This is a genomic window from Acinetobacter sp. IK31, assembly GCF_035615195.1.
Lineage (GTDB): Bacteria > Pseudomonadota > Gammaproteobacteria > Pseudomonadales > Moraxellaceae > Acinetobacter > Acinetobacter calcoaceticus_C.
Map to the genome: position 1 here is coordinate 20,043 of NZ_JANBOB010000015.1, position 14,635 is coordinate 34,677.

Annotated in this window: 13 protein-coding genes; 3 read left to right on the forward strand and 10 right to left on the reverse strand. The window is 42.2% G+C overall.

Features of this window, described 5'->3' with window-relative positions; genetic code table 11:
• Nucleotides 1–3: 3 nt before the first annotated feature.
• The 8 genes from MSG66_RS07935 to MSG66_RS07970 form a co-directional block, all read right to left on the reverse strand.
• On the reverse strand, nucleotides 4–1,749 hold the full coding sequence (locus MSG66_RS07935; protein WP_324653468.1) for a tannase/feruloyl esterase family alpha/beta hydrolase: 1,746 nt from the start codon (nucleotides 1,747–1,749) through the stop codon (nucleotides 4–6).
• A gap of 35 nt (nucleotides 1,750–1,784) precedes the next feature.
• On the reverse strand, nucleotides 1,785–2,174 hold the full coding sequence (locus MSG66_RS07940; protein ID WP_042897828.1) for a PaaI family thioesterase: 390 nt from the start codon (nucleotides 2,172–2,174) through the stop codon (nucleotides 1,785–1,787).
• Nucleotides 2,175–2,213: 39 nt separating this feature from the next.
• A complete protein-coding gene (locus MSG66_RS07945) occupies nucleotides 2,214–2,750 on the reverse strand; it encodes a DUF3237 domain-containing protein (RefSeq protein WP_324653470.1) in 537 nt (178 codons plus the stop codon).
• 57 nt (nucleotides 2,751–2,807) lie between these two features.
• Nucleotides 2,808–4,058, reverse strand: coding sequence for an OprD family porin (locus MSG66_RS07950; RefSeq protein ID WP_324653472.1), 1,251 nt, complete (start codon nucleotides 4,056–4,058; stop codon nucleotides 2,808–2,810).
• A gap of 81 nt (nucleotides 4,059–4,139) precedes the next feature.
• On the reverse strand, nucleotides 4,140–5,279 hold the full coding sequence (locus tag MSG66_RS07955) for an acyl-CoA dehydrogenase family protein (protein WP_324653474.1): 1,140 nt from the start codon (nucleotides 5,277–5,279) through the stop codon (nucleotides 4,140–4,142).
• Between the two features lie 76 nt (nucleotides 5,280–5,355).
• Nucleotides 5,356–7,242 (reverse strand): feruloyl-CoA synthase, encoded by a 1,887-nt coding sequence (locus MSG66_RS07960; protein WP_324653476.1) that lies wholly within the window; start codon nucleotides 7,240–7,242, stop codon nucleotides 5,356–5,358.
• Between the two features lie 81 nt (nucleotides 7,243–7,323).
• On the reverse strand, nucleotides 7,324–8,775 hold the full coding sequence (locus tag MSG66_RS07965; protein ID WP_324653478.1) for an aldehyde dehydrogenase: 1,452 nt from the start codon (nucleotides 8,773–8,775) through the stop codon (nucleotides 7,324–7,326).
• A gap of 37 nt (nucleotides 8,776–8,812) precedes the next feature.
• The gene (locus MSG66_RS07970; protein WP_170834062.1) at nucleotides 8,813–9,652 is read right to left on the reverse strand and encodes a p-hydroxycinnamoyl CoA hydratase/lyase; all 840 of its coding nucleotides are present in this window, start codon (nucleotides 9,650–9,652) and stop codon (nucleotides 8,813–8,815) included.
• A gap of 248 nt (nucleotides 9,653–9,900) precedes the next feature.
• Here MSG66_RS07970 and mhpT point away from each other — a divergent pair, with 248 nt between their 5' ends.
• From mhpT to MSG66_RS07985, 3 genes are all read left to right on the forward strand, one after another.
• A complete protein-coding gene (gene mhpT, locus MSG66_RS07975; RefSeq protein WP_202742839.1) occupies nucleotides 9,901–11,133 on the forward strand; it encodes a 3-(3-hydroxy-phenyl)propionate transporter MhpT in 1,233 nt (410 codons plus the stop codon).
• Between the two features lie 70 nt (nucleotides 11,134–11,203).
• Nucleotides 11,204–11,659: a MarR family winged helix-turn-helix transcriptional regulator gene (locus tag MSG66_RS07980; RefSeq protein WP_324653481.1), complete on the forward strand. Its 456-nt coding sequence runs from the start codon at nucleotides 11,204–11,206 to the stop codon at nucleotides 11,657–11,659.
• 123 nt (nucleotides 11,660–11,782) lie between these two features.
• Entirely contained in the window at nucleotides 11,783–12,475 is a 693-nt protein-coding gene (locus MSG66_RS07985; RefSeq protein WP_128814486.1) for a GntR family transcriptional regulator, read from the forward strand.
• A gap of 42 nt (nucleotides 12,476–12,517) precedes the next feature.
• Here the strand turns inward: MSG66_RS07985 and MSG66_RS07990 are convergent, their stop codons facing one another.
• Entirely contained in the window at nucleotides 12,518–13,462 is a 945-nt protein-coding gene (locus tag MSG66_RS07990) for a PDR/VanB family oxidoreductase (protein ID WP_324653485.1), read from the reverse strand.
• Nucleotides 13,463–13,474: 12 nt separating this feature from the next.
• The gene (locus MSG66_RS07995; RefSeq protein WP_324653487.1) at nucleotides 13,475–14,551 is read right to left on the reverse strand and encodes an aromatic ring-hydroxylating dioxygenase subunit alpha; all 1,077 of its coding nucleotides are present in this window, start codon (nucleotides 14,549–14,551) and stop codon (nucleotides 13,475–13,477) included.
• Nucleotides 14,552–14,635: the final 84 nt, after the last annotated feature.

The following is a 14,635-nucleotide window of genomic DNA, read 5'->3' on the forward strand; positions in this document are numbered from 1 at the left end:
TTGTTATTTACAGCTAAAGTTTTCAGCTTTTTCGCTATCACCTTGACCATTGTAACGGGCAATCAGTGGGTAAGGGCAAAGTGGGCGGGTACGGTCTGGCGCCCAGTTTTGCGGAAGTTCAGTATTCACTTGACCACTTGGGTTACCTGCGCCGCGTGCAGTTGCAATGATTTTGTCAGGTGCTTGCCCATATTCGACCCAGTTAACTAAAGCAGTCAATGCATCAAACTGGTCGGTCGCAATACCATCACGGGTATGGTTCATGCCCGGAACTCTAAAGAAACGTGCAAATTCAGGCGCTGTACCTTTTGCATCATTTTTATAGTGTTGGAGTAGTTGATCATACCAATTTTGGGTGTCATCGACAGAGAAAACACCGTCAGCTGTGCCTTGTACCACAATCATTTTTCCACCGTGGTTGCGCAGTTTATCCAGATTAAGTTCATCGGGCGGCATCATAAAAGACATGGAGCTTTCGGTGTACAGCTCGTTGGTTGCCGATAGTTTTAGATAATCAGTATCAAAATTATAATTAAAGGCAAATTGTCTAGAGTTTTGAACTACAGTTGGATCTGGCGGAACCTGAAAAAGAATGCCGACTGCAACAGGGTCACGCGCTGTTCCAACCGAAGATTCAAATTTCCAGCTTGCCCAGTTACTGCCGACTAAACCTGGGTCGAAAGGCTGGGTTGCATACAGAGCTTGTCCAGCAGAGTTTACAGGGCCACGGTAAATGTTGGCTAGAACATCAATTTGTTCGGTACTTAGGCAGGTGCCATCTCTTGTACTTGAACAAACAGGTACATGTTGGTGAATATTAAAAGCAATACGGCAAGCCTCAACATCTTGAACGAGTCCATCTGCAACACCATCTAAGGCATCGCATCGATCTAAAATTGCTTTCGCTAATACTTTGCGTTCTGAAAGAGTGAGGGCGGTACTTAAGTCATTTTCATCTGTTGCGACACGACGAAGCTGTTGTGCTGTATAAAGTTGTGCTGCGGCTGCTCGAGGCAAATGGAAACCCGGTGTGCTTGCTAAAATTCCATCATATTGGTCGCCCAAACGAGTTGCTGCAATCATGGCGTGGCGACCACCATTAGATGTACCACCGGCATAGGAGCGGTCAGGCAATTTACCATACGCTGTTTTAATCAAATTTTTTGCCATAGGCGTGAGTTTGGTAATAGCGCCATATCCATAGTCAACTCTGGCTTGAGGGTCTAAACCAAACATGGGGTTTTGTGAAGCGTTATGTCCAGCATCGGAAGAAATGACAGCAAAACCGTCATGTAGGGCATTGGTGAGCGGACCACCACTGCCAACCTGACCTGTTGCAGGCACTAGATTGCCATCGGTTCCACCATTGCCTTGATAGAGAAAACGGCCATTCCAGTTAACGGGTAAGCGCATTTCAAAACCAATTTGATAGGTTTGTCCATCAACAGGGCTTACACGTTGGTCCATATAGCCTTTAACTAAACAATGTGCACCAATCGGTTTGTTGGCTACAGTCAATATACCCGCCTCTTGAAGCGTGGATGAGCTAATCACAGTATTGTTATATTGAAATCTGGTCAGATCTGAACAGCTTCCATTTAATTTTGCACCAACCGCAGGAGTAAGTTGTGGAGGTGTTTGAGGTAATGAGGTTGTACTGTCATTGTCATTACCACAACCAGTCAATACTGCCGCAATCGCAAGCAATACGGTAGATTGTGTCCAAAGACGCTTTTTGTTTTCATTCATTTATAAATATCCTTATTTTATGAAGGTTGATGGATTTAATCTAAAACCAGAAAATTAGCTGTACTTCGTGCAATCATTTTGTTGTTTTGCCAAGCTTCGCTTTCAAGGTTCAGTACGGTTTTTCCTTGTTTAATAAAGCGGCATTTTGTAATGACTTCGCCCACAGCACAGGGCCTTAAAAAGTCCATGGTTAAATTAATGGTGGTTGCTGGTTTACGGTCATTTGCCAGAAACGCAAAAAGCCCCATCACATCGTCAAGCATCGCGCAAATCATGCCGCCTTCAACCGTACCGCGCGGGTTGGTAAAGCTTTCTAGCGCCGTGTAGTAGATGGTGAGTTCAGTGTTTTTTTCATTCCAATGAATATTGTGACCGCCTAAATGGTGATGAATTGGCGGTAAGTGTTCTAAAGTTTTTTGATCCATAATGAAGGGTCCATCCTTTTGTAAGTGTTATAAAAATTATTATTTCAGGGTATAGGCATCATAAATAACCGCTTTGCCCAAACGCATTGCACTGCCTACAGCAACGGTCTGGTTCAGCCAAGAATATTTAGGTGAGCTGGTTTCAAACTGCATGGTAATTTTGAAATAGTAGTTTTTCGGGTCGACATCTTTGCCTTGGGCGAGCTGTTTTAGCGTTTCTGCCGAGCCATGTCGGTAACCTTTGGTTTGAAGATAAATGAGTGCACCGTCATCGGTTTCTAATAAATATCGCGTATCAATAATGGCTAGTCCTTTACTGTCGACAATTTGCCAATCTGCACCATTATTTAAAATGCGGCCCTTAAAGGATTTGCCTTCGAATGTCCCACCTGTAATAGGAATAATTCGGCGTTTACCTGCGTCACTGGTGGTGCCTAATTCCCAAACAGGCGCATTCAGATCCACACTAAATTTTGCTAAAGGCTCAAGCTGAATAGGTGGCGGGCTATATTGCGTCTCGGCGTGAGTTAGGGCAATGAAACTAAATCCGTAGAGTAGCGTTACAACTTTCTTCATGATGAATGTCCCTAAATAAAAAGAGGTTCTATGCACAGCAGAACCTCTTGTTTTGAATTATTTAAATTTCCATGTGTAATCGATGTTGATACGGGTTTCGTTTACAGGTTTGATGTTGGCTGTAGAGAGCATGTTGTTGTCATAGATTGCATAGCGCGCGCGGAGCCCTAAATTTTTTAACCAGCCACTTTGAACGGTATAGCCTAAATCAAAGTCTGTTTCGCGTTCTTTTAGATTGGTTCCACCTAAGTTGGGTGCATAAATATTGTGACCTGTGGTGTAACGGGTCATGAAACGTAAACCCGGAACATAATCTTTAAAGTCATATTCATAGCGGAAGCTGTAGGCTTTCTCTTTTGGATTTAAAAACTCACCCGGCCATGTATCAATGAGAAGTCCGGTTTCACCTCCAGTCAAATACGGAAATGCAGTGTCGCCGTGATGTTGGAAGGTACCAAAAATAAACTTATGGTTTTGATGTTTGAGTTCGAAATGCGCATGATAAAGATCATTATCGACTAAACCTGCTTTTGCTTGACCGTCATCGCGGCTGCGGTAGTAGCGTAATTGCGAACTAAGATTAGTAGTGTCATTAATTTTATGTTGATGTAAGGCACCAACCATGGTTTGGTTATAAAGATCATCAACATCCATATAGAACGCTGTGAGCTTGATTGCTGGATCAAGCTGATAGTTTCCACCTAAATAATAGAGCCCGTCAGTTTCGGCACCTTTAAATCGCCCATTTACGCCTGAAATTTTAATTTTTTCATAGTTGGTCGAATCACGATGATTCACTTTATCGAGATAGGCTGCCTGTAAATCAAAATCTTTAATATCTTTACTGGTCAGTGAAATTCCTCGATAAGTTTGAGGTAACAAGCGAGCAGGTGAAGCCACTAAAACTGGGTTCATCGGCATTAGCGTACCTATGCGCAGTTCGGTCTGGCTCATTTTCGCTTTTGCTGTGACCCCAATTTCGCCATAAGAGTCAGCAGGTTCATTGGTGCGTGTGTCTCTAGGTAAGTTACCTGTACCTCCGTGCTCGGCATCGGCATCAAGTTTAAAACCCGCCGTTGCAAGTACATCCAGCCCAAAACCGACAGTCCCTTCGGTATAACCTGAATTGGCTTTAAGAATAAACCCTTGTGTCCAGTCCTTGGCGGCAGGGTAAGCGGATTGCTCTTGGTAGTCGCGGTCAAAATAGAAATTTCGCGTGGTGAGTTCTACTGAACTGTTGTCAATAAAACTGCCCGCGCAGACTGAACTAGAGAGCATGAGGGTAGAGTACATCCATAATTTCGACATAGCATTTCTTCCTGAAATATCATTTCTTGTTTTTAACAAGGCATGGTTGTTATGTCCGCCTTGTCTGGTTTTTAAATCGAATTATTTTCCGAGCAGTTCTCGGGCGACGATTTCTTTCATAATTTCATTGGTTCCCCCATAAATTTTTTGTACCCGTGCATCCACAAAAAAGCGTGAAATCGGATATTCCTGCATGTAACCGTAGCCACCAAAAAGCTGAAGTAACTGATCAATCACTTCACATTGGATATCGGTGATAAAGCATTTCAATGCTGCAACCTGAGTCACACTTAACTGGTGTTGTTGATACAGCGCTGCACATTGGTCTACAAAAGCTTGGGCAGCTTTGGCTTTGATTTGTGCATTTGCGAGCACAAACCGCGTGTTTTGCATTTGGCTTAAAGGTTGTCCGAAAGCTTTACGCTCCATCACATAGTCTTTGGTAATTTCGATGGCCCCCAAAATGGACCCCAAAGCCATCATAGAAATACTTAAACGTTCGCGCGGTAACTCTTGCATTAAATAAGCAAAGCCTTGTCCTTCTTCACCTAAACGCTGGGTTGCTGGAACATAGACATCATCAAAAAACAGTTCGGCTGTATCTTGAGCGTGTAGTCCGATTTTTTGTAAAGACCGGCCTTTTTTAACGCCGTCTAAAGCAGCATCGACTAAAAAAATCGAAATACCTTTTGCTTTGGCTTGAGGATCAGTTTTCGCTACCAAAACGATCAGGTCGGCATGCAAACCATTTGAGATAAAGGTTTTTGAACCATTCACACGGTAGTGGTCATTTTCTAAAATGGCTTGAGTGCGTATGGCCTGTAAGTCTGAACCAGCATTGGCTTCGGTCATGGCAATTGCAGTGACGACTTCGCCTGTCACCATTTTGGGTAACCAATAGCGTTTTTGCGCTTCGGACCCGATATTTTGCAGGTAAGGAGAGACCAATTCGTTTTGCCCTCCAATGGCAACCGCCAAAGATGCAAAGCCAGCTTGAGCCGTTTCTTGAACCAGCATGAGGGAATAATGAACAGGAGCGCCATAGCCGCCATATTCTTCAGGCACATCTACGCACAAAAAGCCATTTTCCCCAAGACGAAGCCATAGATCACGTGGGATCAGGCCATCGTGTTCCCACTGTTCATAATACGGAGCAACCTGTTCTTTTAAGAACCTGCGGTAACTGTCCCGAAATAGTTCAAATTCTGTATCGTGTGGCATGTTGAACCTTTTTTTAGGCAAAAGTGAGGCTAAGGCCCAAACCGAAGTTTGAGCTTCCTTTTTTTAATTCAATTGCTTATTGCTTTAAGGTGGGTACTCGAATAATCAGCGGGTTTTCGGCCTGCTTTTGATAAAGTTCATCAATTAAGGCAGCACGACGTTTAGTAATATTGCTTTGATTGAGGTTGCCTTTATCGGTCACTTCGCCTGCATCGAGTTGAGGTGGTTCAGTCATTAAATAAAGCATTGAGACTGTATTTGAACTGCCAGTCGCATCTTTATTAAAAGTCGTTAAAAATTGACGGAACCATTGCTGAACTTTAGGGTGCTGTAATATCTCTGCTGACGAATGCTCACCAAGTTTAAGACCTGCATATTGAGCACAAGCTTCTAATTTTGGAAAAATCAGAAAGCCTACGGCATTGAGGTTTGAACCAGTAATACAGACATCTTGAACCAGTAAATTACCTTGAATGAGCACTTTGTTGCGAATCGTGCCGACATTGACGAAAGTACCCGTATTGAGTTTAAAGTCTTCGGCAATGCGTCCGTCGTACATGAGGCCTTTAGTTGGATCATTTACATCGACCAAACGAACGGCATCGCCAGTGTGGAAAAAGCCTTCATCGTCAAAAACAGTGCTTTGCTGGTCTGCTTTTAAACGCCAATAACCTTTCATGACATGTTTGCCACGAACACAAAACTCAAGTTTGTCACCACATGGAACTAATTTAATTTCGCATCCCGGAGCAGGGTAGCCAATAAAGCCAGCCATCACGCGTGGGCCGGTTGTGAAAGCACAAGATGGTGCAGTTTCAGTCATGCCCAATCCGCTCATAATGCGAATTTTTTCTCCGCAATGTTGCTGAGCAATTTTATCGAGTCTGTTCCAGCCAGCTTCTGAAAGCGCTGCGCCTGCAAAGAATAAAATTTTAACTTTGGCAAAAAAGCGGTCTCTTAACTCTTCATCTTGTTCTAAAGCTTCGGTGAGTTCTTCCCAACCTTTTGGCACATTTAAATAAACTGTCGGAGAAATTTCTTTGAGGTTACGAATGGTTTCGTCAAATTTTCCTGCAACGGGTTTGCCATCATCAATGTAAATCGTACCGCCGTTATAGAGCGCGATGCCGACATTATGACTGCCTCCAAATGTATGGTGCCAAGATAACCAATCGAGTAGGACAGGTGGTGTTTCTTCAAATTCAGGGAAAGTCTGCAATAGCATTTGCTGATTAACACACAACATTAAATGCGTGGTCGGCACAGCTTTAGGTAGTTTGGTTGAACCTGATGTAAACAAGAATTTGGCAATTTGGTTTTCATCAAGGGTTTGATAAAACTCTTGAACATTTGAAACAGGCGTATCTAACAACGATTGAAAAGACGTGCAGATCTGATTGCCCACAAGACCTTTGTTGGTCACCACTTCAATGTCTGAGGTAATACAGGCCTGAATCCCTTTGGCAAATGCTTGACCGTCGCTAGCATAGACCATGCCTGGGGTGAGCACTTCAAACACATGTTTGAGTTTGCCAAAATCTTGAGAAATAAGAGAGTAGGCTGGTGAAATTGCTGAAAAAGGTACACCTGCCAGCATTGCACCCATAGAGAGTGTTAAATGTTCGAGATCATTGCCACTCAAAATGACGAGTGGTCTTTCTTGGCTTAAATTACGTTCATGTAAAGCCTGAGCAATATGCCATGCGCGTTGTAAAACTTCTGCATAACTCAGTTTGACCCATTCACCTTGAGCATTGCGTTTTGCTGCAAAAATATGGTCTGGTTTGGTTTGTGCAAAATGAATTAACCGATCTGTCAGTTTTTGTGGATACGGTTTTAATTGCTCTTTTGGGCTGATATAGAGCGTGTCATCTTTATGGTGATAATGAATATCATGTTGCCCTAATTTTACGAACCGTTCGCGGTCTTGTGATTGAGTGGCATTCATTTGCATTTCTTTCACTCCATGGAAAGCGCATCACTGCGCTTTATCTTTTTGCATCATGCAATTTTTATTTAATATGTCGTTGTCTGCATTAGCCGACTAAATCGGGTAATGACGTGATTGAGTTTGAATGGTGATCCAACGCAGTTCGGTAAATTCACCAATAGAGGCTTTACTACCAAATCGTCCATAACCACTCGATTTTGTTCCGCCAAATGGCATTTGAGCTTCGTCATGCACGGTTGCGCCGTTAATGTGACAAATACCAGAATCAATCTGTTTAGCCACTTCCAATGCCTGCGAAATATTCTGGCTAAACACTGCCGAAGAAAGACCGAACTCGCTGTCATTTGCCAGTGCTACACCTTCTTCAACGGTTGAAAAACGTTGAACTGTGCAGACAGGCCCAAATGATTCTTCGCGGTAAAGCAACATGTCAGGTTTAATATTGAGCACCAGCGTCGGTTGCATGGTAGTGTCTTCAATATGAATGCCTAACGGTAAGTCGGCACCTTTGTTTTGGGCATCTTCAAGCAAATGCTGAATACGGTTTGCGGCACGGCGGCTTTCTAAAACACCGAGTGCATTTTCTTTCGAGGTTGGGTTACCCGCCTGAATAGAACGTGTTTTCTCAATGAGCTTTTCAATAAACTGGTCGGCAATTTTGTCTTGAACCAAAACACGTTCGGTCGACATACAGATTTGACCTTGATTAAAGAACGCTCCAAAAGCGACTGCATTTACAGCTTCATTAATATCGGCCTCATTTAAAACCACAACAGGGGCTTTACCACCCAATTCGAGTAAAACAGGTTTTAAATATTGAGCAGCAGTTTCAGCAATGATTTTTCCGACTTTGGTTGAACCCGTAAAATTAATGCGTTTCACGGCTGGATGCGACACTAATCGTTCAACAATTTTTGGCGCATCTTCGGCTGCGTGGGTAATCACATTCACCACGCCTTCGCCAAGACCTGCTTCGTGTAACACTTCTCCAATTAGACGATGTGTTGTAGGACACGCTTCCGATGCTTTTAACACCACCGTGTTACCACAAGCTAAAGGCATGGCAAGCGCACGTGTTGCTAAAATGACAGGTGCATTCCAAGGTGCTATCCCAACAATAACACCGCAAGGAACCCGTACACCCATCGCAAGATTACCGGGTACATCTGACGGAATTAAGCTTCCATCAATTTGTGTGGTCATTGCCGCTGCTTCACGTAACATGTTTGCAGCAAGGTGAACGTTAAACCCATACCATGTCGCAGTTGAACCTGTTTCTTGCATTCCGGTTTCAATGAATTGCTCGGTCTTTTGGTCCATTAAATCGGCTGCTTTTAACAAACGTAAACGGCGTTCGGTAGGCGAGAGCTTCGACCATACTTTAAAAGCTTGTTGCGCCGATTCGATTGCACGATCAACATCTTCCAAGGTTGCAGCAGCAGCTTTGCTTGCCACAGATCCATCAATGGGGCTAATACGCTCAAAAGTTGCCTGATTTGACGCATCAACAGATTGACCGTGAATAAGTAACTGTACATTTTGCATGGGTTGTGTCCTTACATTGCCATTAAAGAATCAAAAGTTAACCAGTACGTTTATAGCTCTGTAAACCCGGTTTAATTGATTTTTCATCTAAAAATTGTTTCAAACCTTCTTGGCGACCGTTTTCAGTATCACGATGGATACATTGATCTAACTTGGCATATAAATAGTCTTCGTTTTGATCCCATGTTAGTTCACGACAACGTTTAAAGCCATTTTTAGCAGTACGAAGCACTACAGGGTTTTTCTCAAGTAGGCAATTTGCAAGCTCAGTTACTTCTGCTTTTAGCTGTTCAAGCGGTACGCTTTTATTCACAAGTCCCATGTTTTCGGCTTCTTTACCACTAAAGGTTTTACCCGTCATGATGTAGTACAAAGCTGCACGGTGACCCACTGTATCTGCCATTGCTTTGCTTACAAGGTTGCCCGGTGGGATACCCCAGTTAATTTCAGATAAACCAAAGGTTGCTTCATCTGCTGCAATCGCTAGGTCACAAGCCACTAATGGTGAGAAACCGCCTCCAAAGCACCAGCCGTTAACCATTGCAATGGTTGGTTTTGAATACATACGAAGAAGTTGCCACTGCCAACGGCATGAGTCACGGCGAATACGTTCTTGATAAATTTCAGGCTGAGTGTCGACTTCGCGGAAATATTCTTTCAAGTCCATGCCAGCTGTCCAAGAGTCACCCGCACCAGTTAACACTAAAACACGCGCATCTTGATCAAGTTCTATGGCTTCAAGCACATCAATCATTTCACGATTGAGTGTAGGGCTCATGGCATTTTTCTTTTCTGGGCGGTTTAGTGTAACCCAGGCAATTCCATCTTCAACTTTAACATCTACGGTTTCCCAGCGATTTTCATAAGTCATCTTCATACTCCTTGAATGATTTTGTGATGTTCTGGGATTTAATTTAATATCAGTTAAACTTACATTCAAGTCTTTTTTCTAAAATTTAATAATTATTTTATAAATATATGTAATTTAAATAAAAATTAATTTAATAAACAATTTAACATAAAAATATGTTGATTTTTTAGTAAGTTTAACTGATATTTTTGGTGTGTTTAAACAACAATACACAAAGGGCTAAATGGAACGACTAGTCAATAAAGGACAACACAATGGAAAAGATATTAGGACAGTCTGCAAGGGCAAAGATTACGTTACTACTTTGTTTTGCAATCGCAATTTTTGAAGGTTTTGATCTTCAATCAATGGGGGTAGCCGCTCCACGAATGCGGGCTGAGTTTATGTTGGATAATGGCCAGATGGCATGGGCATTTAGTGCTGCAATTTTAGGAACACTACCAGGTGCCATATTAGGCGGCAGATTTGCAGATATTATTGGGCGTAAGAAAATTCTGATTTTTAGTATTCTGCTTTTTGGAATTATGTCTTTGCTAACGGCCTATGCTGCCAACTTTAGTTTGTTATTGCTCATTCGTTTTTGTACGGGTTTGGGAATGGGCGGGGCACTTCCGATGATGATTACTCTTGCCTCTGAAGCTGTAACTGACCAGCACAAGGGCAAAGCGGTAAGTGTCATGTATAGCGGCATTCCTTTCGGTGGCTTGCTGACTTCTGTGGTTGCCATGTCGTTGGCAGGCGATGCAGAGTGGCGTCATATTTTCTATATTGGTGGTATTGCGCCTATTTTGTTAATTCCACTCATCATGCGCTTTTTACCTGAGTCAAATGATTACCTGCAACGTAAAGTTCAAGCGCAAAAAACCACACCATTCTTTGAAGTTCTATTTGCCAAAGAACGTCGTATGTCGACTATTCAGCTTTGGGTGAGTTTTTTCTGTACCTTAGTGGTGTTGTACTTCTTGTTGAACTGGTTACCGTTACTCATGGGTGCGCAAGGCTTATCGAAATTACAGGCAAACTATGTGCAGATGGGCTACAACGTTGGCGGAATTTTAGGTTCAATCTTAATGGGTGTATTGCTTGATAAAATACGCATGAGTTTTGTGATTAAGCTGATTTATCTAGGCATTTTATTCTCACTTTGTTGCTTGGCAATTTCTCCAACCGTTGCATTGCTGGCACTTTCGGCAGTCGGCTGTGGTTTATTCATTGTGGGTGGACAATCGGCATTGTACGGTTTAGCCGCAATGTATTATCCGACCGAAATGCGTGGAACCGGAGTGGGCGCGGCGGTTGCAATTGGGCGTATTGGTTCTTTTGCAGGACCGTTAATGGCTGGTTTTTTACTCTCACTTGGACAAAGCTCGACCATTGTGATTGGTTCAAGCATTCCTGTGATCTTAATTGCAGCGATCTCTGCATTACTTCTTGTCAAAAAACCTAAACAGCCTGTACATTTAGTACAAAGCTCAGGTGCTCGCTAAGTTTTAACGAAAGTATGGGGTGATTACCTCATACTTTCATTACAGATTTTCTTATGATGAATGAAAGGTTATGGTACGTTCAAATTTAGTTCAGAAAAAAATAGAAGATGAGCCTAAGTTAAGTTACATGATTGCTCGTGTTGACCGAATTATTAGTAAACATTTAACCGAACATTTAAAAGAGCTTAAAATTACCTTGCCGCAATTTACGGCACTTTCTGTTTTAGCTTCAAAAAGTAACGTATCTAATGCCAAGCTTGCTGAACGCTCTTTCATAAAGCCACAATCTGCCAATAAAATTTTGCAAGATTTACTGGTTAATGGCTGGATTGAAAAGAAACCTGACCCAACCCATGGCCGCCGTATTTTAATTACACTCACCGAAAGTGGTGTTGAAAAACTCAATAAATGCAATGAAGTTGTATCCAAAGTTGAAGAGAAAATGCTTGAAGGCATTGATATCAATTTGGCTTATTTAATTCGTAATAATCTCGATATTATGGTGAATAATCTTAAAGGCCTTTGATCGAATGGAGTTTGCAATCTAATCGTTTAAAGTCTATAGAAATGCTTAAGCACTGATTCACACAGAAAATTTATTTCATTTTGCAAATGAACTTGCTAGCATCGAAGTGACGTTTTTGGTGATGTGTGGCAGCAAATGTCTTCAGGACAACAAGTTTTACTTAAATTAAGAAAAATGATTATTTCAGGGGAACTTGAGGGTGGTGCCAGAATTGCCGAGATTCCCACTGCCGAGTTACTTGGAGTTTCGAGGCAGCCTGTTCGTATTGCATTTAGGTTGCTTGAACAAGAAGGTCTTCTCCTTAAAAACCCAACTCGTGGCTACACCGTCCGTGAAATTTCAGAACAACTGGTTCATGACGCACTCGAAGTTCGAGGCGTACTTGAAGGATTGGCTGCAAAGACTCTGGCAGAACAAGGCTTAAGTGAAGAGCAGAAAAAGACCCTTCAACATTGCATTCAAGAAACCGAAAAACTCTTTAATGAAAAAGACGAGTTTGGTGATGTTGAACTGGAACGTTATCACCATTTTAACGTCATTTTTCATGACACGATTATTGAGGGCGCGCAAAATGTTGCGCTCATACAAGCTTTAGCAAAAAACAATCAATTGCCGATGGCTTCAGCCCAAGCCATTACCTATGATGAGAAGCAAGCTTTGTCGGAATATCGCCGTTTGCACTATGCACATTTACAGCATTGTTCAATTTTTGATGCGTTGGTACATCGACAGGCAGGGCGAGCTGAAACCTTAATGCGTGAGCACAGTAGTGTTGTAATTTTAGGTGAAACCCTAAAAAGTGTTTTAAACGCTTAAATGGAATAAGTTCCTTTATTTTTGAATAAAGGAACTTAACTATTAAAGCTCAATCACAAGATTTTTGGTTTTTGCACGAGAACAGCAGGGCGTAAACTGATCGTTCAGCGCATGTTCATCTTCAGTCATAAACATATCGCGATGATCTGGTGTGCCTTCTACAACGCGGGTAATACACGTACCGCAAATACCTTGCTCACACGAAACAGGAATATCAAAGCCATTTGCAATTAATGCTTCAGTAGCAGTTTGTTCTGGCAATACTTCAATTCTGCGGCCCGTACCTTTAACTTCAATAGTAAATACTTCGTTGTTTGAAGTATCTGCTTTTTGAGCGACAAAGTGCTCTTGATGTAATTGCTCGCTATGCCAATTCGCTTGCTCGGCCGAGTTCATCACAAATTGCATGAAACCTGTAGGGCCACACACATAGAGGTGTTTTTCAGGTGAAGCTTGGCTTAAAACCTTTGCCATATTACATTCGGTGTCTGGCTGATCTTGAATATGAAAATGGACATGATCACCAAAGTGCTCAGTTAAATTGCCATAGAAGGCAATCATTTCATGGCTACGAACAAAGTAATGTAATTCAAAAGGGATATTGGCCGATTTAAGGCGATAGGCCATCGATAAAATGGGGGTAATGCCAATACCACCAGCAAATAAAACCGCCTGCTTGGTTTGAGGATGAATCTCAAATAAATTACGTGGTTCACCAATTTTTAAATAGTCGCCTTCACGATATTCAGTATGGATACAGCGTGACCCACCACGTGAATTGGCATCATGTAAAACACCAATCACATAACGATGTTTTTCACTACAACAGTTTGAAATTGAATATTGACGGGTTAGACCGTTTTTAAGATGCACATCAATATGGGCACCTGCTTCAAAATTCGGTAGCTCTGTACCATTTGCTGCAATCAGTTCAAAGGCACGAATGGTCGGGGTGAGCTGGTGAATTTTTTGAATAATAACGTCCATGTTCATGCTCCTTTAAATAATCCGAATGTTTGGAAACTTTTGTGCGGATGTTTCAGGAGGCGTTTTATTTTCTTCGGCAAGTAGTCGCTCAATCACCTTACGAGACTGTACACCGCCTGCGTCGATATTGAGCATCAGTAACTTGCGATGTGGATTATTCAAAATATTTTGCTGCTGTTGCTCCAGCATTTCTAAATCTTCAGTAAAGATTTTGCCTTGGCCTTCACGAATTTGGTCAGTGAGTTCAGCATTGTCCGGTTGGAAATTACGTGCCATTCCCCAGAAATACCAATGTGAGGTTTCAGTTTCTGGTGTAATAAAGTCCACAACAATTGAAGAAACTTTTTTGTCATTTGGCGCGTTATAACCGCCGTGTCCAGCATGTGCTACACCGACTTCAATATGCACATTGCTTGGGGCAAAAAAATGACAACGTTGCCAACGGTCAACTGGCACATCATCTGCCAAATGATTGCCGCGCAGGGCCATTTGCCAAAATGGTGGTGCGATCACATTTTCCATGTAACGCTCGGTAATGACGTGGTCACCATCTACTTTCGTCACTGGCAATGATTCATCAATCTCTTTTTGACCAATACTGCTTGAGTGAACATAGGTCTCGTGGGTTAAATCCATAAGGTTATCGACCATGAGGCGATAGTCGCATTGAATATGGAACAGGCCTCCGCCATAGCTCCATTCAGGATGATCTGCCCATTCTAAAGTTGGGAGTTTTGATTCATCTGCTAATGTTTTTTCACCCAGCCATATCCAAATAAAACCGAACTTTTCAACAACTGCATAGGCCTTATTGCAAGGAAAACCATTTGTACGTTGGGCTGGCATTGAAACAGTTTTTCCATCACAGCCCATCACTAAACCATGATAACCACACACGAGGTTGCCATCTTCTACATAGCCAAGTGAAAGTGGGGCACCGCGATGGGGGCAAAAATCTTCAACGGCTGCAACTTGATTTTCTTTACCACGGTAAAAAACAATTTTTTCACCACAGATGGTGCGACCTAGCGGTTTGTCTTGGATTTCTTCTGGGCGGCAGGCTACATACCAAGCATTTTTAATAAACATTTGTGACGACTCCTTATCACTTATTGGATCCAATTTATAATAAATAAAAATATTGGTCAATTGGCAAGCAGTATATTTTTAAAA

Bases quoted from the DNA above. Each gene is read 5' to 3' on its own strand.
- MSG66_RS07935 (WP_324653468.1), bottom strand. From the start codon at position 1,749: ATGAATGAAAACAAAAAGCGTCTTTGGACACAATCTACCGTATTGCTT.
- MSG66_RS07940 (WP_042897828.1), bottom strand. From the start codon at position 2,174: ATGGATCAAAAAACTTTAGAACACTTACCGCCAATTCATCACCATTTA.
- MSG66_RS07945 (WP_324653470.1), bottom strand. From the start codon at position 2,750: ATGAAGAAAGTTGTAACGCTACTCTACGGATTTAGTTTCATTGCCCTA.
- MSG66_RS07950 (WP_324653472.1), bottom strand. From the start codon at position 4,058: ATGTCGAAATTATGGATGTACTCTACCCTCATGCTCTCTAGTTCAGTC.
- MSG66_RS07955 (WP_324653474.1), bottom strand. From the start codon at position 5,279: ATGCCACACGATACAGAATTTGAACTATTTCGGGACAGTTACCGCAGG.
- MSG66_RS07965 (WP_324653478.1), bottom strand. From the start codon at position 8,775: ATGCAAAATGTACAGTTACTTATTCACGGTCAATCTGTTGATGCGTCA.
- MSG66_RS07970 (WP_170834062.1), bottom strand. From the start codon at position 9,652: ATGAAGATGACTTATGAAAATCGCTGGGAAACCGTAGATGTTAAAGTT.
- mhpT (WP_202742839.1), top strand. From the start codon at position 9,901: ATGGAAAAGATATTAGGACAGTCTGCAAGGGCAAAGATTACGTTACTA.
- MSG66_RS07980 (WP_324653481.1), top strand. From the start codon at position 11,204: ATGGTACGTTCAAATTTAGTTCAGAAAAAAATAGAAGATGAGCCTAAG.
- MSG66_RS07990 (WP_324653485.1), bottom strand. From the start codon at position 13,462: ATGGACGTTATTATTCAAAAAATTCACCAGCTCACCCCGACCATTCGT.
- MSG66_RS07995 (WP_324653487.1), bottom strand. From the start codon at position 14,551: ATGTTTATTAAAAATGCTTGGTATGTAGCCTGCCGCCCAGAAGAAATC.